General features: G+C 71.5%; 20 protein-coding genes and 1 rRNA gene. 1 reads left to right on the top strand and 20 read right to left on the bottom strand.

Annotated elements, in window-relative coordinates:
• The first annotated feature begins 73 nt into the window (after positions 1-73).
• Positions 74-1,207, top strand: coding sequence for an MlaD family protein (locus HNP44_RS06110; RefSeq protein ID WP_259143761.1), 1,134 nt, complete (start codon positions 74-76; stop codon positions 1,205-1,207).
• A 25-nt stretch (positions 1,208-1,232) separates the two neighbouring features.
• Here the strand turns inward: HNP44_RS06110 and HNP44_RS06105 are convergent, their stop codons facing one another.
• The 20 genes from HNP44_RS06105 to rrf all read right to left on the bottom strand — a co-directional run.
• On the bottom strand, positions 1,233-2,549 hold the full coding sequence (locus tag HNP44_RS06105; protein ID WP_259143762.1) for an MFS transporter: 1,317 nt from the start codon (positions 2,547-2,549) through the stop codon (positions 1,233-1,235).
• Between the two features lie 4 nt (positions 2,550-2,553).
• The gene (gene der / locus HNP44_RS06100) at positions 2,554-3,996 is read right to left on the bottom strand and encodes a ribosome biogenesis GTPase Der (RefSeq protein ID WP_259143763.1); all 1,443 of its coding nucleotides are present in this window, start codon (positions 3,994-3,996) and stop codon (positions 2,554-2,556) included.
• Positions 3,993-4,676, bottom strand: a complete 684-nt coding sequence (cmk, locus tag HNP44_RS06095) for a (d)CMP kinase (protein ID WP_259143811.1) — start codon at positions 4,674-4,676, stop codon at positions 3,993-3,995. The genes der and cmk overlap by 4 nt, the downstream gene beginning before the upstream one ends.
• A gap of 14 nt (positions 4,677-4,690) precedes the next feature.
• Complete coding sequence (locus HNP44_RS06090) at positions 4,691-5,635, bottom strand: pseudouridine synthase (RefSeq protein WP_259143764.1); 945 nt, start codon at positions 5,633-5,635, stop codon at positions 4,691-4,693.
• 42 nt (positions 5,636-5,677) lie between these two features.
• Positions 5,678-6,271: a hypothetical protein gene (locus tag HNP44_RS06085; RefSeq protein WP_259143765.1), complete on the bottom strand. Its 594-nt coding sequence runs from the start codon at positions 6,269-6,271 to the stop codon at positions 5,678-5,680.
• Positions 6,264-6,917 (bottom strand): SMC-Scp complex subunit ScpB, encoded by a 654-nt coding sequence (gene scpB, locus HNP44_RS06080; protein WP_259143766.1) that lies wholly within the window; start codon positions 6,915-6,917, stop codon positions 6,264-6,266. The genes HNP44_RS06085 and scpB overlap by 8 nt, the downstream gene beginning before the upstream one ends.
• Positions 6,914-7,819 carry a segregation and condensation protein A gene (locus tag HNP44_RS06075; RefSeq protein WP_374758751.1) on the bottom strand — a complete coding sequence of 302 codons (906 nt, stop codon included), beginning with the start codon at positions 7,817-7,819 and terminating at the stop codon, positions 6,914-6,916. The genes scpB and HNP44_RS06075 overlap by 4 nt, the downstream gene beginning before the upstream one ends.
• Positions 7,816-8,703, bottom strand: coding sequence for a ParA family protein (locus HNP44_RS06070; RefSeq protein WP_374758767.1), 888 nt, complete (start codon positions 8,701-8,703; stop codon positions 7,816-7,818). The genes HNP44_RS06075 and HNP44_RS06070 overlap by 4 nt, the downstream gene beginning before the upstream one ends.
• A 501-nt stretch (positions 8,704-9,204) precedes the next feature.
• Positions 9,205-10,149: a site-specific tyrosine recombinase XerD gene (xerD, locus tag HNP44_RS06065; RefSeq protein WP_374758750.1), complete on the bottom strand. Its 945-nt coding sequence runs from the start codon at positions 10,147-10,149 to the stop codon at positions 9,205-9,207.
• Positions 10,150-10,151: 2 nt separating this feature from the next.
• Complete coding sequence (locus HNP44_RS06060) at positions 10,152-10,835, bottom strand: NUDIX domain-containing protein (RefSeq protein ID WP_224647805.1); 684 nt, start codon at positions 10,833-10,835, stop codon at positions 10,152-10,154.
• Positions 10,816-12,549 carry a CTP synthase gene (locus HNP44_RS06055; protein WP_259143767.1) on the bottom strand — a complete coding sequence of 578 codons (1,734 nt, stop codon included), beginning with the start codon at positions 12,547-12,549 and terminating at the stop codon, positions 10,816-10,818. The genes HNP44_RS06060 and HNP44_RS06055 overlap by 20 nt, the downstream gene beginning before the upstream one ends.
• A gap of 66 nt (positions 12,550-12,615) precedes the next feature.
• The gene (locus HNP44_RS06050) at positions 12,616-13,536 is read right to left on the bottom strand and encodes a copper transporter (protein ID WP_259256855.1); all 921 of its coding nucleotides are present in this window, start codon (positions 13,534-13,536) and stop codon (positions 12,616-12,618) included.
• Positions 13,537-14,727, bottom strand: a complete 1,191-nt coding sequence (gene steA / locus HNP44_RS06045; RefSeq protein WP_259143769.1) for a putative cytokinetic ring protein SteA — start codon at positions 14,725-14,727, stop codon at positions 13,537-13,539.
• Positions 14,728-14,901: 174 nt separating this feature from the next.
• Positions 14,902-16,683 carry a DNA repair protein RecN gene (recN, locus tag HNP44_RS06040; RefSeq protein ID WP_259143770.1) on the bottom strand — a complete coding sequence of 594 codons (1,782 nt, stop codon included), beginning with the start codon at positions 16,681-16,683 and terminating at the stop codon, positions 14,902-14,904.
• Positions 16,684-16,687: 4 nt separating this feature from the next.
• A complete protein-coding gene (locus HNP44_RS06035; RefSeq protein ID WP_259143771.1) occupies positions 16,688-17,593 on the bottom strand; it encodes an NAD kinase in 906 nt (301 codons plus the stop codon).
• On the bottom strand, positions 17,590-18,414 hold the full coding sequence (locus HNP44_RS06030; protein ID WP_259143772.1) for a TlyA family RNA methyltransferase: 825 nt from the start codon (positions 18,412-18,414) through the stop codon (positions 17,590-17,592). The genes HNP44_RS06035 and HNP44_RS06030 overlap by 4 nt, the downstream gene beginning before the upstream one ends.
• Positions 18,414-18,632 (bottom strand): hypothetical protein, encoded by a 219-nt coding sequence (locus HNP44_RS06025; protein ID WP_259143773.1) that lies wholly within the window; start codon positions 18,630-18,632, stop codon positions 18,414-18,416. The genes HNP44_RS06030 and HNP44_RS06025 overlap by 1 nt, the downstream gene beginning before the upstream one ends.
• A gap of 10 nt (positions 18,633-18,642) precedes the next feature.
• The gene (locus HNP44_RS06020) at positions 18,643-19,593 is read right to left on the bottom strand and encodes an HAD-IIA family hydrolase (RefSeq protein WP_259143775.1); all 951 of its coding nucleotides are present in this window, start codon (positions 19,591-19,593) and stop codon (positions 18,643-18,645) included.
• Positions 19,590-20,987, bottom strand: coding sequence for a hypothetical protein (locus HNP44_RS06015; RefSeq protein ID WP_259143776.1), 1,398 nt, complete (start codon positions 20,985-20,987; stop codon positions 19,590-19,592). Before HNP44_RS06015 ends, HNP44_RS06020 begins: the two co-directional genes overlap by 4 nt.
• 138 nt (positions 20,988-21,125) lie before the next feature.
• A 5S ribosomal RNA gene (rrf, locus tag HNP44_RS20935) occupies positions 21,126-21,203 on the bottom strand; the annotation flags it as partial.

Here is a 21,203-nt window from a genome sequence, read left to right as displayed (position 1 = left end):
CGGACGTGAGTGTGGGCACAATACACCTCGTCGGAGCATTGATTTCAGACAACAACGGATAATTTGTCTATCTGTGGATCTTGCACCGGTGCCCGGCTTCTCCCCGACGCACGCGCAGCTTCGGCGGCGCGGCGTGGCGTTCAGCCTCTGCCTGGCGCTGATCGCCTTTGCCGTGTGGGGCGTGCAGGCGCTGCGGCCGCAGGACGTCTTCACCCTCACTCTCCGCACACCGACGGTGGCTGCCGGGATCGTCGAGGGCGCCAAGGTGCGGATCCAGGGACTCGACGTGGGCTCCGTGAGTGGGATCCGATCACTCGGCAATGCGCAGCAGGGCGTGACACTGCGCCTCGACGGCCCGCAGGGTCGCAGCCTCACCAACAACGTGGAGGCGGCCTTCTCCGCGGGCAATCTGTTCGGTGTCTCCGAAGTCATCCTCACCCCACACGAGGGCGGTGGCGCGCTGCGGGACGGCGCCGAACTCGCCCCGACGCGTCCGATCACCGACAACACCGTCTCGAACATGATCGCGACCCTCGGTGACGTGAACAACGACGCCCTGCGCCCTTACATGGGTCAGGTGCTGCTGAACTTCGACGCCTCCTCGAAGGCGATGCTTCCGTTGCTCACGGCGCTCGGCAGCGTGGCACAGACGATGCAGGACACGCAGCGCTTGTCCACCGCGGAGACCTTCCCGACGGTGGTCGCCGCACTCAAGGCGGCCGATCCCGCACTCGGCGCGATGATCCCGGCGTTCCAGTCCGCGCTCGACCACACGCCGCTGCACAACGGCGACAGCAAGAAGACCATCGCCATCCTCGACGACGGGATCAACGACGAGCGCGCCGGCCTGATCGCGGGGCTTCAGGCGATCCTCACGCCGCAGGCGGTGGACGGCCTCAAGACTGCTTCGCCGATGCTGCTGAGCCTGCTCCAGCCGATCCTCGCCGCGTTCCCGAACGGCAGCGCCGGCGGCGTCGGAATCCAGCTCTCGCAGCTGCTCGACAACGTCCGCAAGGCCATGCCGAACACCCCGAACGGTCCCGTGCTCAATCTGCGTCTGTCAGTGGACTACCCCGCCGTCGCCGCAGCGCTGCCGCCCGGCGTGGACACCGCGAAGCCGGGCACACCGGCGTCGAGCGCGAAGCCCACGCCCGGCAAACCCGCAACGCCGTCAACGACGCCTTCCGCAACCTCGACTCCGCGCTAGCGCCCCGGGGGGTCGACGTGAGCGCTCACGCGAGAGCGCGGTCGCGGGCGGGCCGCACCTGCGTGAGCAGCCCCAGCCCCAGCGCGAGGACCAGGATGATCCCGCCGATCCCCGCGCGGTCGGTGCCGAAGATCCAGACGAAGAGACCGAACAACGCGGGCCCGAGGAACGAGGCCGCGCGGCCAGTGGTCTGGTAGAGCCCGAACATCCGGCCCTCGCGGCCGGGCACCGTCATCCGCGCCAGCATGCTGCGCGCCGACGACTGGGCCGGCCCCACGAACACCGTGAGCATCAGCCCGAAGATCCAGAACATGGTCTCGCCGCTCACAACGAGCAGCACTGTGCCGGCGATCAGCATCCCCACGAGGCACGTGACGATCACAGGCTTCGGGCCGATCCGGTCGTCGAACCGCCCGGCGATCACCGCGCCCAGCGCGGCCACGACGTTGGCGGCCACGCCGAACAGGAGCACCGTCGACGCACTCATCCCGTAGACGCTGTGCGCAAGCACCGCTCCGAAGGTAAAGGTCGCGGCGAGCCCGTCGCGGAAGACCGCGGACGAGACCAGGAACCACACCACGTTCCGGTCCTCGCGCCACAGCGATCGGATGGTCGCAAACAGGTCCCGGTACGCGCCGACGACTCCACGTCGCTGCTCGGCCGACGGGTCCGCGGGCAGCTCGGGCACGAGGAACAGTGCCGGCAGCGCGGAGATCGCGAACCACGCGGCGGCGAACAGCGCCACGAGCCGGATGTTCATCCCGCCTTCGGTGGGCACATCGAGGAAGCCGCGGGTCGGGCCGTCTCCCGCGATGAAGCCGAAGTTGCAGATCAGCAGCAGCGCGATGCCGCCGAAGTAGCCGCAGGCCCAACCGATCCCGGAGACCCGGCCGATCGTCGCCGGCGTCGACACCTGCCGCAGCATCGCGTAGTAGGGCACGTTCGCCAGCTCGAAGGCTGCGGTTCCGACCGCGAGCAACACGAGCCCCAACCACAGGTACTGGTACTCGTCCCGCACGAAGAAGCACGCGGCGGTGCACACCGTGACGACCGCGCTCCACACGGCGAGGGAGAACCTCCGCCGGCCCGCGGCATCGGCGCGCCCGCCGAGAACCGGCGCCGTCAGCGCGACGACCACGCCCGCGGCGGCCATCGCCCACGACAGCCAGCTGGTGGCGCTGATCGAGCCGGGGAGGTCCTCGCCGACGGCACCGGTCAGGTACACGGTGAAGATGAACGTGGTCATCACCGCGTTGAACGCGGCGCTCCCCCAGTCCCACGCGCACCACGCCGCCACCTGGCGGCGCGGCACGGGCGCCGTCGGCACCTCCACCGCCGTCATGGCGCTACTTCTTCGCGCGCTTCTCGCGGACCCGGACGTTCACCCGCACGGGCGAACCGTCGAAGCCGAACTCCTCGCGGAGCCTGCGCTCCAGGAACCGCCGGTAGCCCGCCTCCAGGAACCCGGAGCTGAACAGCACGAACGTCGGAGGGCGCGTCGCGGCCTGGGTGGCGAACAGCACCTTCGGCAGCTTGCCGCCGCGCAGGGGCGGCGGCGTCGCGGCCATGACGTCGCGAAGCCAGTTGTTGAGGCGGCCCGTCGGGATGCGCTTGTCCCACGACTCGAGCGAGGTCTCGATCGCGGGCACCAGCTTCTGCAGTGCGCGGCCGGTCTGCGCAGAGATGTTCACGCGCAGCGCCCACGGGATCTGCACGAGCTCCCGGTCGATCTCCTTCTCGAGCATGTACCGGCGGTCCTCGTCGACGAGATCCCATTTGTTGTAGGCGATGACCAGCGCGCGGCCCGACTCGATGACCATCGACAGCACCCGCAGGTCCTGCTCGGTGATCGGCTGGGAGGCGTCGATGAGCACGATCGCGACCTCGGCGGCCTCGATCGCGCCCTTGGTGCGCAGCGAGGCGTAGAACTCGTGCCCGCTGGCCTGATTGACCTTCTTGCGCAGGCCCGCGGTGTCGATGAACTTCCACGTCTTGCCGCCGAGCTCGACGAGCGAGTCCACCGGGTCGACGGTGGTGCCCGCCACGTTATCGACGACCGACCGGTTCTCGCCGGTCAGCTTGTTCAGCAGTGAGCTCTTTCCGACGTTCGGCTTGCCGATCAGCGCGATGCGGCGTGGCCCGGTGCCGCCGGTGCCCTCGCGCGGCGTCTCCGGCAGCTTCTCCAGAATGACGTCGAGCAGGTCGCCCGTCCCCCGGCCGTGCGCGGCCGAGATCGTGTGCGGCTCACCGAGCCCCAGCGACCACAAGGTCGCGGCCTCGGCCTCCGTGCGCTGGTCGTCGACCTTGTTCGCCGCCAGGATGACGGGGGCCTTCGAGCGGCGCAGCACGCGGGCGACGGCCTCGTCGGTCGACGTGGCGCCGACGGTCGCGTCCACCACCACGACGATCGCATCCGCCGTGCGCATGGCGACCTCGGCCTGCGCGGCAATGGACTGCTGCATCCCCTTGGCGTCCGGCTCCCAGCCGCCGGTGTCCTGCACCAGGAACCGTCGGCCAGCCCAGTTGGCCTCGTAGCTGATCCGGTCGCGGGTCACGCCCGGGATGTCCTCAACCACGGCCTCGCGGCGGCCGAGGATGCGGTTGACCAGCGTCGACTTGCCCACGTTGGGGCGTCCCACGATGGCGACCGTCGGCAGGCGCATGGCCTCCTGCGCGGCCTCCGCCTCGAGGTCGGCGAAATCACCCTCGTACTCGGCGAAGTCGCCCTCGTCCTCCCACACGCCGTCGCCTGCATCGGAGCCGGCGTACTCGAACTCGTTGTCACTCATCGCGTGACCTCCTTATCGCGGGAGGCGCTGAGCGCGCGGTCGGCCGTCTCGGCCACCGCGGCGACGGTCTCCTCCAGGTTCATGTCCGACGAGTCCAGCTCGATCGCGTCCTCGGCCGGGCGCAGCGGCGAGATCTTCCGCGTCGAATCCAGGCCGTCGCGGCGCTGCACTGACGCCAGCACCGCATCGTAGTCGCTGGGCAGTCCCAGCTCGATGTTCTGCGCGTGGCGGCGCTGCGCCCGCGCCTGCGCCGAGGCAGTCAGGTAGATCTTCACCGGCGAGTCGGGGAAGACGACGGTGCCGATGTCCCGGCCCTCCACCACGATCGGCGAGTCGTCGTCGGCGGCGATGGCCCGCTGGTAGCCCACGAGCTGCTCGCGCACCTCGGGCACCGCGGACACGGCCGACACGGCGGCGGTCACGTCGTCCTCGCGGATCCGACGGGTGATCGAGATCCCGTCCAGCTCCACCTGCTCCGACAGGGGGTCGCAGCCCATTGCCAGCGGCAGGTCCGCCGTGGCCGCGGCGATCGCAGCCGGGTCGGTGAGGTCAACCTCCCGCTCCAGCGCCCAGACGGTCGCGGCGCGGTACATCGCACCGGTGTCCAGGTAGCGCGCGCCGAGGTTCTCGGCGATGCGCCGGGCCACCGTCGACTTGCCGGTCCCCGAGGGGCCGTCCATGGCGATCACGAGGGTCACAGTCCCACCGCCTGGTACAGCGCCGAGACCTCGTCGCGGCCGAGGACGCGCAGCGAGCCCGGGCGCTGATCGCCCAGGGCCACCGACCCGACGTGCGTGCGCACCAGGCGCTCGACGGGGTGCCCGACCTCGGCCAGTAGCCGCCGGACGATGTGCTTGCGGCCCTCGTGCAGCACGACGCGGACCATCGAGCGGCCCTCAGATGCCTCGAGGACGGAGAACTTGTCCACCTTCGCGGGGCCGTCCTCGAGCTCGACGCCGGAGCGCAGCGTGTTGCCGAGCCGGCGCTGTACCTCGCCCTGCACCCACGCGAGGTACGTCTTCGGCACCTCGTAGGAGGGGTGCATGAGCCGGTGCGCGAGATCGCCGTCGTTGGTGATGAGCAGCAAGCCCTCGGTGTCGGCGTCGAGGCGACCGACGTGGAAGAGCCGCTGGCCGGCCGCGACGCGCTCGGCCACGATGTCGCCCACGCAGGGGCGGCCCATGTCGTCGCTCATCGTCGACTGCCAGCCGCGGGGCTTGTTCAGCGCGAGATGCACGAGGTTCTCGTTGACCAGAACGCGCACGCCGTCGACGCGGACGACCGCGACGTTCGGGTCCACGCGGCGGCCCTGCTCCGTCACGATCTCGCCGTCGACCTCGACGCGTCCGTCGGCGATCATGTCCTCGGCCACCCGCCGCGACGCGACGCCGGCCTGGGCCAGCACCTTCTGCAGGCGGATCTTGTCGCTGTCGCCACCGGGATGCGGGGTCTTCTCCGGCGCGTCCCAATCGTCGACGTCGCGAGTGGGGACGTTCTGCGTACGTGCGGGTTTGGCGTTCGACAGCCGGGGGACGCCGCCCTGGCGCCCCGCCTGCTCCTGCGGCGGCTTCGCACCCTGTTTCGGCTTGCTGGTTCTGCTTCGGTCCGGTGTGCCATCACGGCGAGCGGGTCTGTTCATGATCACTCCATGATCGCAGGTCGCGACCGAAATCGGTATTCGTCAGCGCGGCGCGGCGCGGGCGGCGCTCAGCGGACGGTTCCGGCGGCCCATGAACAGCACCGACGCCCCGGTGGACGTGACCACGATCGTGCTCACCAGCCCGCCCTTCGGCGGGAAGAACAGCGGGTCACCGCCCGCGTCGCCGCCGGTCAGGTCCTCGAGTCCGCTCATCATCATCGCTGGGAAGATCCACACCAGGATCGACAGCACCGCGGCCAGTCCGAGGAGCCCGCTCGCGAGGGCGCGGCCGCGGGCGGCGAAGGACGGCCGCACCGTGGCGACGATCACCAGGATCAGGGCGGCGATCGCGAGGCCCGCCGTGGCGTAGCCCCACGGGAGCACCCCGTCGGTCGTCGCGCCGCGAGCCGGCCCGCCCTCCGATTCGGGACCGGTGACGACGGCCCGTCCCGTACCCGTGAATCCGAACGGCACGCCGACGCGGCCGATGGTCAGCCCGAACCAGGTCGCGGTCGCGGCCCACCCGCTCAGCGCGGCGACGGCCCCGGTGAGGACGAGCGGCCACCAGCGGCGCACCGTCGGGCCAGCGGCGCCGAGCGGGAAGGCCTCGCGGAGGACGGCGGAGAGGTCAGGCATCGGGATCGAATCCGATCACGTCGGCGCTCTTGCGGCCGAGCTTGGCGAAGCGCGGCTCCTCGTCGAGGTGGGAGCTGAGGTCCTCGATGACGTCGATCTCGGGCAGCAGGGGCGCGAGCGGCGGCAGCTCGTCGAGCGAGCTCAGGCCGAGGCGCTCGAGGAAGAGCTCGGTGGTCGCGTAGGTCGTGGCGCCGGAGTCGGTGCCGGCCTCCACGATGAGGCCGCGGGCGGCGAGCGTGCGCATCACCCCGTCGACGTTGACGCCGCGCACCGCGCCGACCTGGGACCGGCTCACGGGCTGTTTGTACGCGATCACCGCGAGGGTCTCGAGCGCTGCGCGGGTCAGCTTGGACCGCACCCCGTCGAGCAGCAGCCGCTCGACGTAGGGCGCGTACTCGGCGCGGCTGTAGAGTCGCCAGCCCTCCGCGGACTCGCGCAGCTCCATGCCCGACCGCCGCTCGGCGAGCTCCCCGGCCCAGGCGCGCAGGTCGGCGGTGATCCGTTCCTCCGGCTCCTCCAGGGCGGTGCCCAGCTGCTCCGCGGTCGCGGGCGCGTCCACCACCAGCAGCAGCGCCTCCAACGACGACCGCAGCTCGTCGGGTTCCATGCCCTCTACGAGGGCGAAGTCCTCGGCCTGCTCGCTCATTGTTCCTCCTGCCAGTCGTCGCCGGGTGTCTCGTCGTACTCGTCGCGGGTGCCGCCCACGACCAGGTTCTCGTTCTCTCCCGACCAGCGCACCTTGAGGTCGCCGAGCGCCTCGGGCTGGTCGAACAGCACGGCCCGCTCGCGGTACAGCTCGAGCAGCGCGAGGAAGCGGGCGATCACGGCGATGCCGGAGTCGCAGTCGGCGACGATCTCGGAGAACCCGGACCAGTGGTCGGGCCGCTCCCGCAGCCGCGCCGCGATGAGCCGGGCCTGTTCCGGCACCGAGACCTTGGGCACGTGCAGGTGCCCAAGGCCGACGGTCGGTTTGGGCTTCGGCGTGAACGCGGACGCGGCGACGAGCGCGAACTGCTCGGGCGTGACGCCCAGCTGGACCGGGGGCACGAGCTCCTCGAACCGGGGCTCCAGGCCCACGGCCCGGGGGTACCGACGGTTCGCCTTCGCCTCTAGCTGGGCCATCAGCTCGGCCACCTGCTTGTACGCGCGGTACTGGAGCAGGCGGGCGAACAGCAGGTCGCGGGCCTCGAGCAGCGCCAAGTCCTCCGCGTCCTCGACCTCGCCCGCGGGCAGCAGCCGCGCGGCCTTGAGGTCGAGGAGCGTCGCGGCGACGACCAGGAACTCGGTGGTCTGGTCGAGGTCGGCCTCGGCGCCGAGCTGCTTGGTATAGGCGATGAACTCGTCGGTCACCACGTGCAGCGCCACCTCGGTGACGTCCAGGCGGCGCCCACCGATCAGCTGCAGCAGCAGGTCGAAGGGGCCCTCGAAGTTTGCGAGCTTGACCGTGAAGCCGGCCTGTGGCGCTTCCGCGTCCGACGGTGCCTCGGGGGCGGGGTCGAGGGGGACCTCGGCTTCGATCGGCTCGGGGGCCGCCGCGGTGTCGGTCACTTCTCCTGCGCGATGACCTCGCGCGCGAGGGCGCGATAGGCGGTGGCGCCGGACGACTTCGGCGCCCACGAGATGATCGGCTCACCGGCGACGGAGGTCTCCGGGAAGCGCACGGTGCGCGAGATCACGGAGTGGTAGACGGCATCGCCGAAGACCTCGACGACGCGGGCCATCACGTCGCGCGAGTGCAGCGTGCGGGAGTCGAACATCGTGACCACGATCCCCGCCATGCCCAGCCGGGGGTTCAGGCGGTCCTTGACCTTGTCGACGGTGTCCGTGAGCAGCGCCAGGCCACGCAGCGCGAAGTACTCGCACTCCATCGGGATCAGCACCTGATCCGCGCACGCCAGCGCGTTCACCGTCAGCAGGCCCAGGGAGGGCTGGCAGTCGATGAGGATGTAGTCGTAGCGGTCCAGCACCGGGTACAGCGCGCGACCGAGGGTCTGCTCGCGGCCCACCTCGTTGACCAGTTGGATCTCTGCCGCCGAGAGGTCGATGTTCGACGGCAGCAGGTCCAGGCCGTCCACTCGGGTGCGCAACAGCACGTCGTCCGCGGAGATGCGGGACTCCATGAGCAGGTTGTGCACCGTGAGCTCGAGCTCGTGGTGCGCGACGCCGAGGCCTGCGGAGAGCGCGCCCTGCGGATCCAGGTCGACGAGCAGCACCCGTCGCCCGTATGAGGCGAGCGAGGCGCCGAGGTTGATGGTCGTCGTCGTCTTGCCGACGCCGCCCTTCTGGTTGCACACCGCGATCACGCGGGCCGGGCCGTGCGTGGTCTTGGGCGTCGGCTCGGGGAACTCGACGCGCGGCCGGCCGGTGGAGTCCAGCGAGTCGTCGTGCGGGTCCCGCGCTGCGGGGTGGTGCGCGAGCTCACCCAGGTCCAGGCCCGGGTTCTCCGCGTCCGGCGCTGCCGCCAATGTCCACCTCCAGATAAGTCCACACCCACCCTAATGCGCGCGACGCGCGTGCCGCCGCAGCGGCACGCGGGTCAGCCCCGCAGCTGCGTGGGCCAGTCCGGATCGAAGCCCCCACAGCTCGCCGATGGGCGGGCGGATCGGGTGCGGATGGTTTCCCGCACCCGCGGCACCCCGTCGCACCCGGCGTGCCGGGTGCGTAGGCGCGGAACGGGTGCAGATGGGTGACCGCACCTGTTCTGCCCACTGGTCCGCATTCGCGATGCCCCCTGCGCCAGCAGCGCCCTTCCAGCGCATGTTCGGGCACGCCAGGGTCTGCGCGGGAAGCATCACGCGTGGAACATAAGCCTAGTTCAGAAGGGGTATGCGTGAAACGCATAGCTGATCGACCGAGTGATCGCCTCGGATCCACCCCGGCGCCGGGCGCGCCAAGCCCCGAAGGGCACACCCGGCCCCGCGCACCATCGGCCCTCAGCCCAACGCGCGCGGGTGGGCCTGCGCGTACACCTCGCGGAGCGCACTCACCGTCACCAGCGTGTACACCTGCGTCGTGGTGACGGAGGCGTGGCCGAGCAGTTCCTGCACTACGCGCACATCGGCGCCGCCCTCGAGCAGGTGGGTGGCGAAGGAGTGCCGCAGGGTGTGTGGCGAGACGTGCGTGGTCGCGGTGTCGATCCCGGCACGCTCCGCCGCCGCCGCGAGCACCTGCCAGGCGGACTGCCGGGACAGCCGGCCGCCGCGGACGTTGAGGAACAGCGCCGGATTCGAGCGCTTCACCAGCGCGGGGCGCCCGCGCACGAGGTACGCGTCCAGAGCCGCCAGCGCGGGCCTGCCGATCGGCACCACCCGCTGCTTGCCGCCCTTACCGAGCAGCACCACCGAGCGCGACTCCGCGTCGATGTCGTCGACGTCGAGCGCCGTGACCTCGGAGATACGAGCGCCGCACGAGTACAGGAGCTCGAGCATCGCGCGGTCGCGCAGGCGTGAGGGGGTGTCCGCGTCCGACTCCCCGCCGGCCGCCTCGAGCAGCGCGATGACCTGCTCGACGGGAAGCGCCTTGGGCAGGCGCTTCGCGGGCGCGGGCGGGCGCACCTCGCGCGCGACGTCGACCGGCGTCATGCCCTCGGCGGCGGCGAACCGGTGCAGCCCGCGGACGGCGATCAGCGACCGCGCGGCGGAACTCGCCGCGAGCGGCGGATGATCGTCGCCGCCCTCGCGCAGGGCGACGAGGAACCCGCTGACCTGGTTCTGCGTGACATCGGCGAGATCGCCCACGCCGAGCGCAGCCAGGTACTCGCGGTACCGGCCGAGGTCACGCCGGTAGCTGCTCAGCGTGTTCGCCGCGGCGCCCCGCTCGACGGTGAGGTGGTCGACGTACGCGCGCAGCTGATCGTCGAGTGCCACCCCGACCGACACAGTTACCGCCCGTCCTCCACGGGCCGGCCCTTGCGGGCGGCGAGGGCCGTCGGGCGGCCCGGCCACGGCGCGTCGGAACAGCGCAGCGGGGTGTCGTCGTCGGTGACCATCGTGGCGGCGAGGATGGCGCTGACCGAGGTCGAGTTCACGATCTCGCCGGAGAGAACCATGCGGACGGCGTCCGGCATGGCGATCCACTCGACGGTCATGTCGAGCTCCTCGTCCTCCTGCTCGGCCATCTCGCAGTAGCGCAGGTCGGTGGCGAGGAAGACCCGCACCATCTCGTCGGTGAAGCCGGGCGACGGGGCGAGGTCCACCAGGACGTGCCAGTCGCGGGCGCCGAGCCCCGTCTCCTCCGCGAGCTCGCGCTGCGCGGCGCACACGGGCTCTTCCTCGCCGGTGTGGTCGAGCAGCCCCGCGGGGATCTCCAGCATCCGCCGGCCCATGGGGTGGCGGTACTGGTTCACCATGGCGATGGCGCCGTCGGCGTTCATCGCGACGACGGCCACGGCACCGTCGTGCTCGACGACGTCACGGACGGCCGTCCCGCCGCCCGGCATCGTCACCTCGTCGCGCCGGACCGCGAAGATCGGGCCCTCGTACACCGTCTCACTGCTGAGTGCCTGGAAGTCGTGCGTCTGCACGGAACCGAGCGATTCGAGCTGCTCAGTCATCTGCGTGGTCATCCTCCGACGGTACCTCTTCCACGGCGGTGCGGACGCCGACCGGGAGTTCGAGCTCGGCCCGGTACTTCAGCGCCGCGCCGACGAACGCGGCGAACAGCGGGTGCGGGCGCGTGGGACGCGACTTGAGCTCGGGATGCGCCTGCGTGCCGACGAGGAACGGGTGCGCCTCCTTCGGGTACTCGACGAACTCGACGAGGTGCCCGTCGGGCGAGACGCCCGAGAACTTCAGGCCCGACTCGGCGATCTTGTCGCGGTAGGCGTTGTTGACCTCGAAGCGGTGCCGGTGGCGCTCGGAGACCTCGGTCGCGCCGTAGGCGTTCGCCACGATCGAGCCGCGCTCCAGCGCGGCCGGGTAGGCGCCGAGGCGCATGGTGCCGCCCAGGTCGGCCTCGCCGGCGACGGCCTGCTCTTGATCCGCCATGGTCGAGATCACGGGGTACTGCGTGTCGTCGTCGAACTCGGTGGAGCTGGCGCCCTCGAGCCCGACGGACCGCGCCGCCTCGATGACGATGCACTGCAGGCCGAGGCACAGGCCGAGCAGCGGCACGCCGCGCTTGCGGGCGTACCGGATGGCGCCGAGCTTGCCCTCGATGCCGCGGATGCCGAAGCCGCCGGGGATCAGGATGCCGTCCATGTCGCGCAGCGCGGCGGAGGCGCCCGCCTCGGTCTCGCAGTCGTCCGACGGGACCCAGGAGATCTGCACCTTGGCCCAGTTGGCGAAGCCGCCGGCGCGCAGCGCCTCGGTCACCGACAGGTAGGCGTCGGGCAGGTCGATGTACTTGCCGACCAGCGCGATGTTCACGGTCTCGCGGGGCTCGTGGACCCGCTTGAGCAGGTCGCCCCACACGGACCAGTCGACGTCGCGGAAGGGCAGGCCCAGCTTGCGCACGACGTAGGCGTCGAGCTGGTTGCGGTGCAGCACCTTCGGCACGTCGTAGATCGAGCCCGCGTCGGGGCAGGAGATGACGCCGTCGATGTCGACGTCGCACATGAGCGCGATCTTGTTGCGCTGTCCCTCGGGCACGTCGCGGTCGCAGCGCAGGATGAGTGCGTCGGGCGTGATGCCGATGCTGCGGAGCGCGGCGACGGAGTGCTGCGTGGGCTTGGTCTTGAGCTCGCCGGACGCGGCGAGGTACGGGACCAGCGAGACGTGCAAGAAGAAGACGTTGTCGCGGCCCACGTCGTGGCGCACCTGGCGGGCGGCCTCGAGGAAGGGCTGCGACTCGATGTCGCCGACGGTGCCGCCGATCTCGGTGATCACGACGTCCGGGACGATGCCCTCGGAATCGGGCGCCTGCATCGCGAGGATGCGGGACTTGATCTCGTCGGTGATGTGCGGGATCACCTGGACGGTGTCGCCCAGGTACTCGCCGCGACGCTCCTTGGCGATGACGGTCGAGTACACCTGGCCGGTGGTGACGTTGGCGATCCCGGAGAGATCCCGGTCGAGGAACCGCTCGTAGTGGCCGACGTCGAGGTCCGTCTCTGCACCGTCCTCGGTGACGAAGACCTCACCGTGCTGGAACGGGTTCATGGTGCCGGGATCGACATTGAGGTACGGATCGAGCTTCTGCATCGTGACGCGGAGACCGCGGGCCGTGAGGAGCTGTCCCAGACTGGAGGCCGTCAGGCCTTTACCCAGGGAGGAGGCAACGCCTCCGGAGACGAAGATGTGCTTCGTGGCGACACGCGCGCCAACGCGAGGAGAGGGCAACGAGACTCCCGTATTCGAGCGGACAAACCTGCTTCTACTACGGGACTTCAGCCTATCACCTTCTCGTCAGCGGACGCCCGATCCATAGGCCCGGACGTCGCCGCGCGTCGCCTGCGCGAGCGCCAGCGCAGCGGAGACCTGCCCGACGACGGTGTCGACATCGTCGACGGTGCCGAGGCCCGCGGCGAGCCCCTTGTCCTGTCGGACCACTACGATCGGGCCCGCACCCTGCGGCGATCCGGTGCGGCCGGCGAGCACGGAGCCCTCGCCGTGCCGTGACAGCGCGGCCGCGAGGCGTCCGATCCCCTGCCCCTCGCCCGCGCGCTCACCCGGAACTGTTCCGCCCGTCACGATCACCGCGGCGCGCGCGCCGGGCACCGTCGGGCCGGAGAAATCGATGAAGCCGGCCTGCTTCAGGGCGGCCAGGGCGTCGGTCCGGCCGTTCGACGGCGGCTTCACCGCGCCCTCGGAGAGAAGGACAGTGCCGAGCAGGTCGCCGGCGCGGGCGCGGGGGTCGACGAGCGAGGCGTCGAGGGTGACGCCATTGGGGACGGCGTTGTCGACGACGCCGCGCAGGCGCTCGGCCTTGTCCTCGGCGTAGAGATCGTCGGTCAGCGTCAGCGTGCCCGCGACCGTGCCGCCACCCTGCGTGACCCGCCGACCGATCTGCCCGGCGTCGCCGCGGTCGGCCGACGGCGCGACGACCATGAGGACCGGGATGCCGGCCAGGCTCCGGCCCAGCGTCGACGGTGCCGCCGCGTCGGCGAAGGCGTCCGCAGCACGGGCGCGGTCGGTCAGCGCGGCATTGGTGCCCTCGAGCTGCTCGACCTGCGCGCGCAAGTCCTTGAGGTCACCGTCGGTGGTGAACCGGGCGAGGACTCCCCCGCCCAGCGCGACACCGACGGCGAAGGCGAGCAGCACCGCCGCCCAGACGAGCGCGGGGCGGCGGGCGCCGGACGAACGGAGGCGGCGCGACGGGCCGGGCACCTAGAGTGCCCGGAACTGGCCCTGGACCCAGAGCGCGAAGCGGTTCCACTGGTCGATGACCCACTGCAGCAGGTCATGACCCTGGTTGGAGACCAGCACCGCCGCGACGACGGCGACCAGCGCGGCGAGGATGAACAGCGCAATCGCGCCGCCGTGGCCGCGGCTGCGGTACAGGGTGGCGACGGCCTTGCCATCGACCAGCTTGGTGCCCACCTTGAGCCGAGTGAGGAAGGTCGACGGGTTCGACTCGCGGCGGCCCGCGTCGAAGAACTCCTCCAGCGACGCGGAGTGGCCGACGGAGACGATGAGCGAGGCGCCATGGTGGTCCGCGATGATCAGCGCGAGGTCGGCGGCCGAGCCTGTGGCCGGGAAAGTCATCGCGCCGATGCCGAGGTCCTGGATGCGCTCCAGGCCCGGGGCGTGGCCGTCAGGCGCGGCGGGCAGTACGACCTGTGCACCGGAGCGCAGCGTGTTGGTCGTGATCATCTCCGGGTCGCCGACGATGAGGTCGGGGCGGTAGCCGGCCTTGACGAGCGCGTCCGCGCCGCGGTTCACGCCGATGAGGACCGGGGCGTACTCCTTGATGAAGGGCTTGAGGCGCTTGAGATCCTCGACGTGGTCGGCGCCGTCGGAGACGACGAGAACGTGCCGGTTGTTGAGGTTGACCTCGACGTCCGGGATGCCGACACCGTCGATGAGCAGCGGCGACTCGACGCGGATGAACTCGACGGTGTTGCCGGCGAAGGCCTCCAGATGGTCGACGACACCCGAGCGGGCGGCCAGCATGCGGGAGGTCACGTCGGTATCGGTGAGCGGCTCGCCCTGGGCCAGCTCGCGCTCGCCGGTGTAGACGACGCCCTCGTGGACGCGGATCTTCGCGCCGTCCTTGACGCGGGAGAAGACCTCTTTGCCCGCGTCGTCGACGAGCTCGATCCCGGCGGCCGCCAGCACCTCGGGTCCGAGGTTCGGGTAGCGGCCGGAGATGAACGGCGACGCGTTGACCACCGCCGCGACCCCCGCCTCGACCATGAGGTCGGCGGTGGTGCGGTCGAGGTCCAGCTCGTCGCACACCACGATGTCGCCGCGGCCGATCCGGCCGAGCAGACGCGTGGTGTCCTTGTCGACCCGGGCGGTGCCGGTGACGCCGGGCAGGTTCGACGTGTTGCGGGACAGCAGGCCAGTGAGCTTCATGCCGCACATACTGCCCCGTGAGTCACACAAGTCCCGTGAGGCGCGCCGACACCACTGGAAACTTTGAGTGACTTCCACCGCACTGGTGCTGTGCCCTGCCGTCGACGATTCAGCCGAAATCGGCACGGCCCCGGTATATGCCGTCGCCACGCCGAAATCGGCGGATTCTCCGAGCTATGCGCTCGCGTGTGCCCCCGACTGCGCGACCTTGTCCGAGTCGGCCGCCTCGAGCAACTCCTCCGCGTGCGCGCGACCGGTGTCGGAATCGCCCAGGCCGGCGAGCATGCGCGCCAGCTCGGCGATCCGCTCGTCGCGCGACAGTGCGGTCAGCGTCGACGTGACCGAGCCCTTGCCGGTCTGCTTGCCCACCGTCAGGTGCGTGTCCGCGAACGCGGCGACCTGCGGCAGGTGCGTCACGACGATCACCTGGTGCCGCTGTGCGAGCGCGGCGAGCCGCCGGCCGATCTCGACGGCGGCCTTGCCTCCGACGCCGGCGTCGACCTCGTCGAAGACCATGGTCAGGCCGTGCTCGGTGGCCGCGAGGACGACCTCGAGCGCAAGCATCACACGGGAGAGCTCGCCGCCCGACGCGGACTTGCCGATGGGCAGCGGGTTCGCGCCGTCGTGCGCGACCAGCCGGAACTCGACCACGTCGGTGCCGTGCGTGCCGGCCCGCCGCGGCGCACCGTCGACGACGACCCCGTCGGCATCGGGCGCGACGGCGTCCGGCGCCACGTCGACGGTGATCGACGCCCCGCCCATCGCGAGCTTGCGCAGCTCGCCAGTCACCTTCTTGCCCAGGGACCCCGCGGCCTTCACCCGCGCGGCGGTCAAGGTCGCCGCGGCCCCGGCGAGGTCCGCTTCGAGCGACGTGACCCGGGCCTGCAGCGCGGCGAGTCCCTCGGCGGAGGTGTCGATGCCCTCGAGCCGGGCACGCGCCTCGTCGGCCCACGCGATGACGCCGTCGATGTCGGGCGCGTACTTGCGAGTGAGGGTCTTGAGCTCGGACTGGCGCAGGAGCAGCGACTCCAGCTCCGACGGGTCGCTCGGCAGGTCCGTGAGGTAGGCGCCCAGCTCCGTCGCCACGTCGCCCGCGACGGTGGCCGCCTCCTCGATCCGCTCGGCGAGCGCGCGCAGCGCCGCATCGTCGGAGCCCGAGAGCGAGGCCCGGACCGTGCCGAGCAGGTCGAGCACGGCGCCGGCGCCCTCGCCGTCGCTGCCGTAGCCCGCGCCGGTGAGCGCGACATAGGAGGTGTCGGCTGCCTCGCGCAGGCTGTCCAAATCGGAGAGCCGCTTGATCTTCTCGACGGTGTCGACGTCCTCGCCCGACACCGGATCCACGCCGTCGATCTCGGCGAGCGACGCGGTCAGATGGTCCTGTTCGAGGGCGAGCTCGCGGGAACGGGTGGTGCGGTCGGCGAGCTCGGCGCGCGCGGCGAGCCACTCCTCGCGGACGCCCTGGTAGGCGCGCAGCGCCTTGGTCGCCGGGGAGCCGGCGAAGGCGTCGAGCAGGTCGCGCTGCCGCTCCGGCCGCAGCAGCCGCAGCTGGTCGTTCTGCCCGTGCACCGTGAGCAGTGGCCCGGCGAACTCGGACAGGGTCCCGACGGGGACGCTGCGCCCGCCGAGGTAGGCGCGCGAGCGACCGTCGCTGGCCACGCTGCGGACGGCGATCACGGCATCGTCATCGAGCTCGCCGCCGGCGTCGTCGACGGTCGCGCGGACCAGGTCCGCGGAGCTGGCGCCCGCGAGCGAGAACCGGCCCTCGACCACGGCCTTGTCGGCCCCGGCTCGGATGCGGCCCGGATCGGCACGCGCGCCCGCGAGCAGGTGCAGGCTCGTGACGACCATCGTCTTGCCCGCGCCGGTCTCGCCGGTGAGCACCGTGAGGCCGGGCGCGAACTCCGCCGCGGCCTGCTCGATGACGCCGAGCGACGAGATGCGGATCTCTTCGAGCACGTTGTTATCCCCCGATTCCCGTGCTGATGTCCGCGACGCCGTCGCCGTCGCGGCGGCCACGCCAGCCGCTGATGGGCAGCTGGAACTTCGTTACCAGGCGGTCCGTGAAGGGACCGGCGCCCAGCTTGATGAACCGCACCGGCTCCTCACCGCGCCGGATCTCGATGCGCCCGCGCTCGGGCACCTCGAGGGTGCGACGCCCGTCGCAGAAGGCGATCGCCTCGTGCCGGCTGCCCTCGACCTCGATCGCGATCACCGACCGCGGACTGGTGACCATGGGGCGCGCGAACAGGGCGTGGGCGTTGCTGGGCACGATGAGCAGGGCCTCGAGGTCGGGCCACATGACGGGCCCGCCCGCCGAGAAGGCGTACGCGGTGGAGCCGGTGGGCGTCGCGACGAGCAGTCCGTCGCAGGCGAAGCGGGAGACTGGGCGGCCGTCGACCTCGGTGACCAGCTCCAGAAGACCCTGGCGGGAGCGGTTCTCGACGGAGACCTCGTTGAGTGCCCAGCCCTGGGAGACCAGGCCGTCGCCGTCATGGATCTCGACATCCAGCGTCATCCGCGGGTGCACGGCGTACCGGCGGTGCACGAGGTCGTCGATGGTATCGGGCACCGTGTCGACCTCGGACTCGGCGAGGAAGCCGACGTGCCCGAGATTGATGCCGATGATGGGGACGTCGGCGCGGCGAGCGAGTTCGGCGCCGCGGAGGAAGCCGCCGTCGCCGCCGAGCACGACGACGACCTCGCAGCCGACCGCGGCGTCGTCGGGCGCCTCGCGGACGTCGCTCTGGAGCTTCATCCGCACGCCGGCCTCGTCGAGCCGGCGACGGATGTCCTCGACGGTGCGGTCAACGTCGCTACGGAGCGTGTGGACCACCACCAGGAAGGTGCGGTCGTGCGGTGCGGTCACTGCGGTCCCTCCGTCACTGCCGTGTCGATCATGTCGTCCACCTCGTCGGGGAGCGCGACGGGGCCGTCCCCGTCGGATTCCCTGCGCAGCCACAGGAAGTACTCGACGTTGCCCGACGGGCCGGGCAGCGGGCTGAAGGTGACGCCGCGGGTCGTCAGGCCCGCCGAGGCCGCAGCCTCGGCGACGCCGCGCACGGCGCTCGCGCGCAGTTCGGGCTCCCGGACCACGCCACCGGAACCGAGGCGGTCCTTCCCGACCTCGAACTGGGGTTTGACCATGGGCAGCAGATCCGCACCGGGCGCCGCGCAGAGCGCGAGCGCCGGCAGCACGAGGCCCAGCGAGATGAACGACAGGTCGCCGACGACGAGGTCGACAGCGCCGTCGAGGGCATCCGGCTCGAGGAAGCGAACGTTCGTGCGGTCGAGGACCGTCACGCGGTCGTCGTCGCGGAGCCGCCAGATGAGTTCCCCGTAGCCCACGTCGACGGCGTACACACGCTCGGCGCCGCGGTGCAGCAGCACATCGGTGAAGCCGCCTGTCGACGCGCCGGCGTCGAGGCACCGTCGGCCTCCGACCGCGACGTCCGGGAAGGCGTCGAGCGCCCCGATCAGCTTGTGCGCGCCACGAGAGGCCCATTCGATCTCGCCGGCGACGGCGGTGACGTGCACGGGATCGGCGGGGTCGATCTGGTTCGCGGCCTTGCGCGCGACCTGCTTGTTGACTGTGACCCGGCCCGCCTCGATCAGCTCGCGAGCATGGTCGCGGGATCGGGCCATACCGCGGCGGACCAGCTCGGCGTCGAGCCGTACCCTCCGAGCCATCAGGCGCGATCCACGGAGTCGAGGGCGCCGACCAGCAATTGGTGCGCCTGCTCGAACAGGGCCGCCTGCCGGCCGAGAGTCGCGAGCTCGCCGACGCCGGCCACCGCGCCGGGGTCGACGACGGGCGCGGCCTCGAGCTCGTCGACGCGGTGCATCAGGTCCTCGACGGCCGTGCGCACGTCGGCCGGATCGCCGGATCGAAACACTGCTGGCTCCACGGTGTCCACGCTATCGGATGGTCAGCTTCAGGCCCGACCGGCGCTCCTCGGAGAGTTCGCGGGCGGCGGCGATGGCCGCGTATTTCGCGTCGGCGGGGTCCGCGCCGGGGGCGCCGGTCACGGTCAGGTCATCGCCGTCGACGGTGACGGTCCACCCGTCTCGCGGTCCGGGCAGCGTCGCCTCGCCCGGCAGGCGCAGGCCCGCGAGCGTTTCGGCGACGTACGTCGGCTGGTGCAGATCCGGCGCGGCGACCACGTCCTGCACGTCGTTGACGCCGGTGAGCACGAGATAGGTGTCGGCGCCGAAGGCATTGCCGCCCTCGATGTCGGTGTCGAGGCGGTCCCCCACGACAAGGGCTGTGGTGGCCCCGGCCGCGCGCATCGCGTCGACGAAGATCGGAGTGTAGGGCTTACCCGCGACCTGGGGCTCCTGCTCAGTGGCGTTACGCACGGCGGCGACCATCGAGCCGTTGCCGACGACGAACCCGCGCTCGGTGGGGAGCGTCGCATCGGTGTTGGTGGCGACCCAGACGGCGCCGGCGCGGATCGCGAGCGCGGCCTCGGACAGTCGCGCCCAGCCGGTCTCGGGGCTGTGCCCCTGAATGACGGCGCGGGCGTCCTCGGCCTTCTCCACCAGGGTGAGGCCACGGGCCTCGACCTCGGCACGCAGCGCGGGGGCGCCGACCACGAGGACCGGCGTGCCGGCAGGCACGAGGGACGCGAGCAGCCCGGCGCCGGCCTGGGCGCTGGTGACGACGGTGTCGTCGGGCGCCGCGAAGCCGAGGTCGCGAAGGTGTTGCGCAACGTCGCCGGGTCCGCGGCTGGCGTTGTTCGTCACGTAGGTGACGGGGAAACCGTCGAGGGCCTCGGCGGCGCCGGGTATCGCAACGGCGCCCGCGTAGGCGGTCCCGTCGAGATCGACCAGCAGCCGGTCGTACGCCGCCGCCAGCGGGGCCGTCATTCGGCGGAGTCGTCCGCGGACAGCTCGGCGACGCGCTCTTCGGCGTCCGTGACCTCGTCCTCGTCCGCGGCCGCCGCATTGAGGAACCAGGTCAGCGCGTCGTCGCGACGCTCCGCCCCGAGGAGCGCGTCGGCGTAGACGTAGAACAGGCGGGCGGCGTGGAAGCCGCGGCGCGCGGGGTCGAGGTCCTCGGCCTGCAGCGTCACAACGGCCTTGTCGTACTCCCCCAGGTCCATGCGAGCGCCGGCCTCGACCATGCGCAGCTCGGTGCGGTCGTCCCCGATGAGCTGAGCGGCCTCGTCGCCGCGGGCGGTCTCGATGGCCTTCTCGGGCCGGCCGAGGCCACGCTCACTGTCGGCGATCATGGGGAGCAGATTGACGGTGCCGCCCATCCGCTTGGCAGCTCGCAGCTCGCTGAGGGCCTCGGACCATTCGCCGTTCATGTAGGCGGCGATACCGCACGCCTCGCGTACGGCGGCGATGCGCCCGGCGCGTTCGCGGGCGGCCCGGGCGTGCGCCAGCGCCGCAACCGGGTCGGAGTCGAGCAGGCGTCCCGCAAGCACGAGGTGCGAGGAGACGAGCTCGGCATTGTTCTTGTCGAGGCTCAGCAGGTCACGCCGGATCGCCGGATCGAGCTCCTTGGGATCGACGTCCTTCGGGATCGACGGTTCGCCGGCCCGGGTCCGCGGGCGGTCCGAGCGCTCGTCGCGCTGGAAGCCGCCGGAACGTCCGCCCTGGCCCGCGGGACGCGAGCCGGATCCGTTGCGGGAACCGTAGGAGCCCCCGCCGGAGCGGCGATCGCCGCTGCCGCCACGGCGGTCGCCGCCGGGACCTGAGCCCCGACGGTCCGCGGAGCCCCCACCGGTACGACGGTCGCCGGACGGCCTGCCGCCGAAGTCGCGGCGATCGCCCCGGCCCGAGGACCGGCGATCAGCCGACGGGCGGCCACCGAACTCACGCCGATCGCCGCCCCGGGAATCCCCACCGCGGCTGTCGCGACGGTCACCGCCGCGGGAATCTCCACCGCGGAAGTCACCACCACGGCTGTCCCGGCGGTCGCCGCCGCGGGAATCTCCACCGCGGAAGTCACCACCGCGGCTGTCCCGACGGTCTCCACCGCGGGAGTCACCGCCACGATTGCCGCCGAAGTCGCGACGCTCGCCGCGGCCGCCCTCGGAGCGCCGTTCGCCACCGGATCGTCCCTGGTAGCCGCCGCGCTGGCCGCCGCCGGAGCGCTCGCCACCACCGCGCCGGTCGTCGGAGCGCCCGGCGCCACGATCGGCCCCTCGGCTCGCGCCACGTGACGAATCTCCGCCGCTGCTGCGGTCGGTCCGGTCGGCGGGATTGGTGAACCCCGCACGCTGCCGGCGGTCGCCGTTCGACTCAGCCGCCACGTTGCACCCGCTTCCCGTCGCCTCTGAGGCGACCCACGCTATTACTGTACTTGGACATGACGAAGGCCCCTGGGGAGGTGGAACACTGCGAAGTGTTCGACACGATCCCCAAGGGCCTTCATCCTGTATCTAATTTTAGTCCGGCGGTGTCCTACTCTCCCACACCCTCGCGAGTGCAGTACCATCGGCGCTGGAGGGCTTAGCTTCCGGGTTCGG

The sequence above is a fragment of the Tsukamurella ocularis genome (genome assembly GCF_024807615.1).
GTDB lineage: Bacteria > Actinomycetota > Actinomycetes > Mycobacteriales > Mycobacteriaceae > Tsukamurella > Tsukamurella ocularis.
Note: the sequence above shows the minus strand (reverse complement) of the source record. Positions and strands in the feature narration are given on the sequence as shown.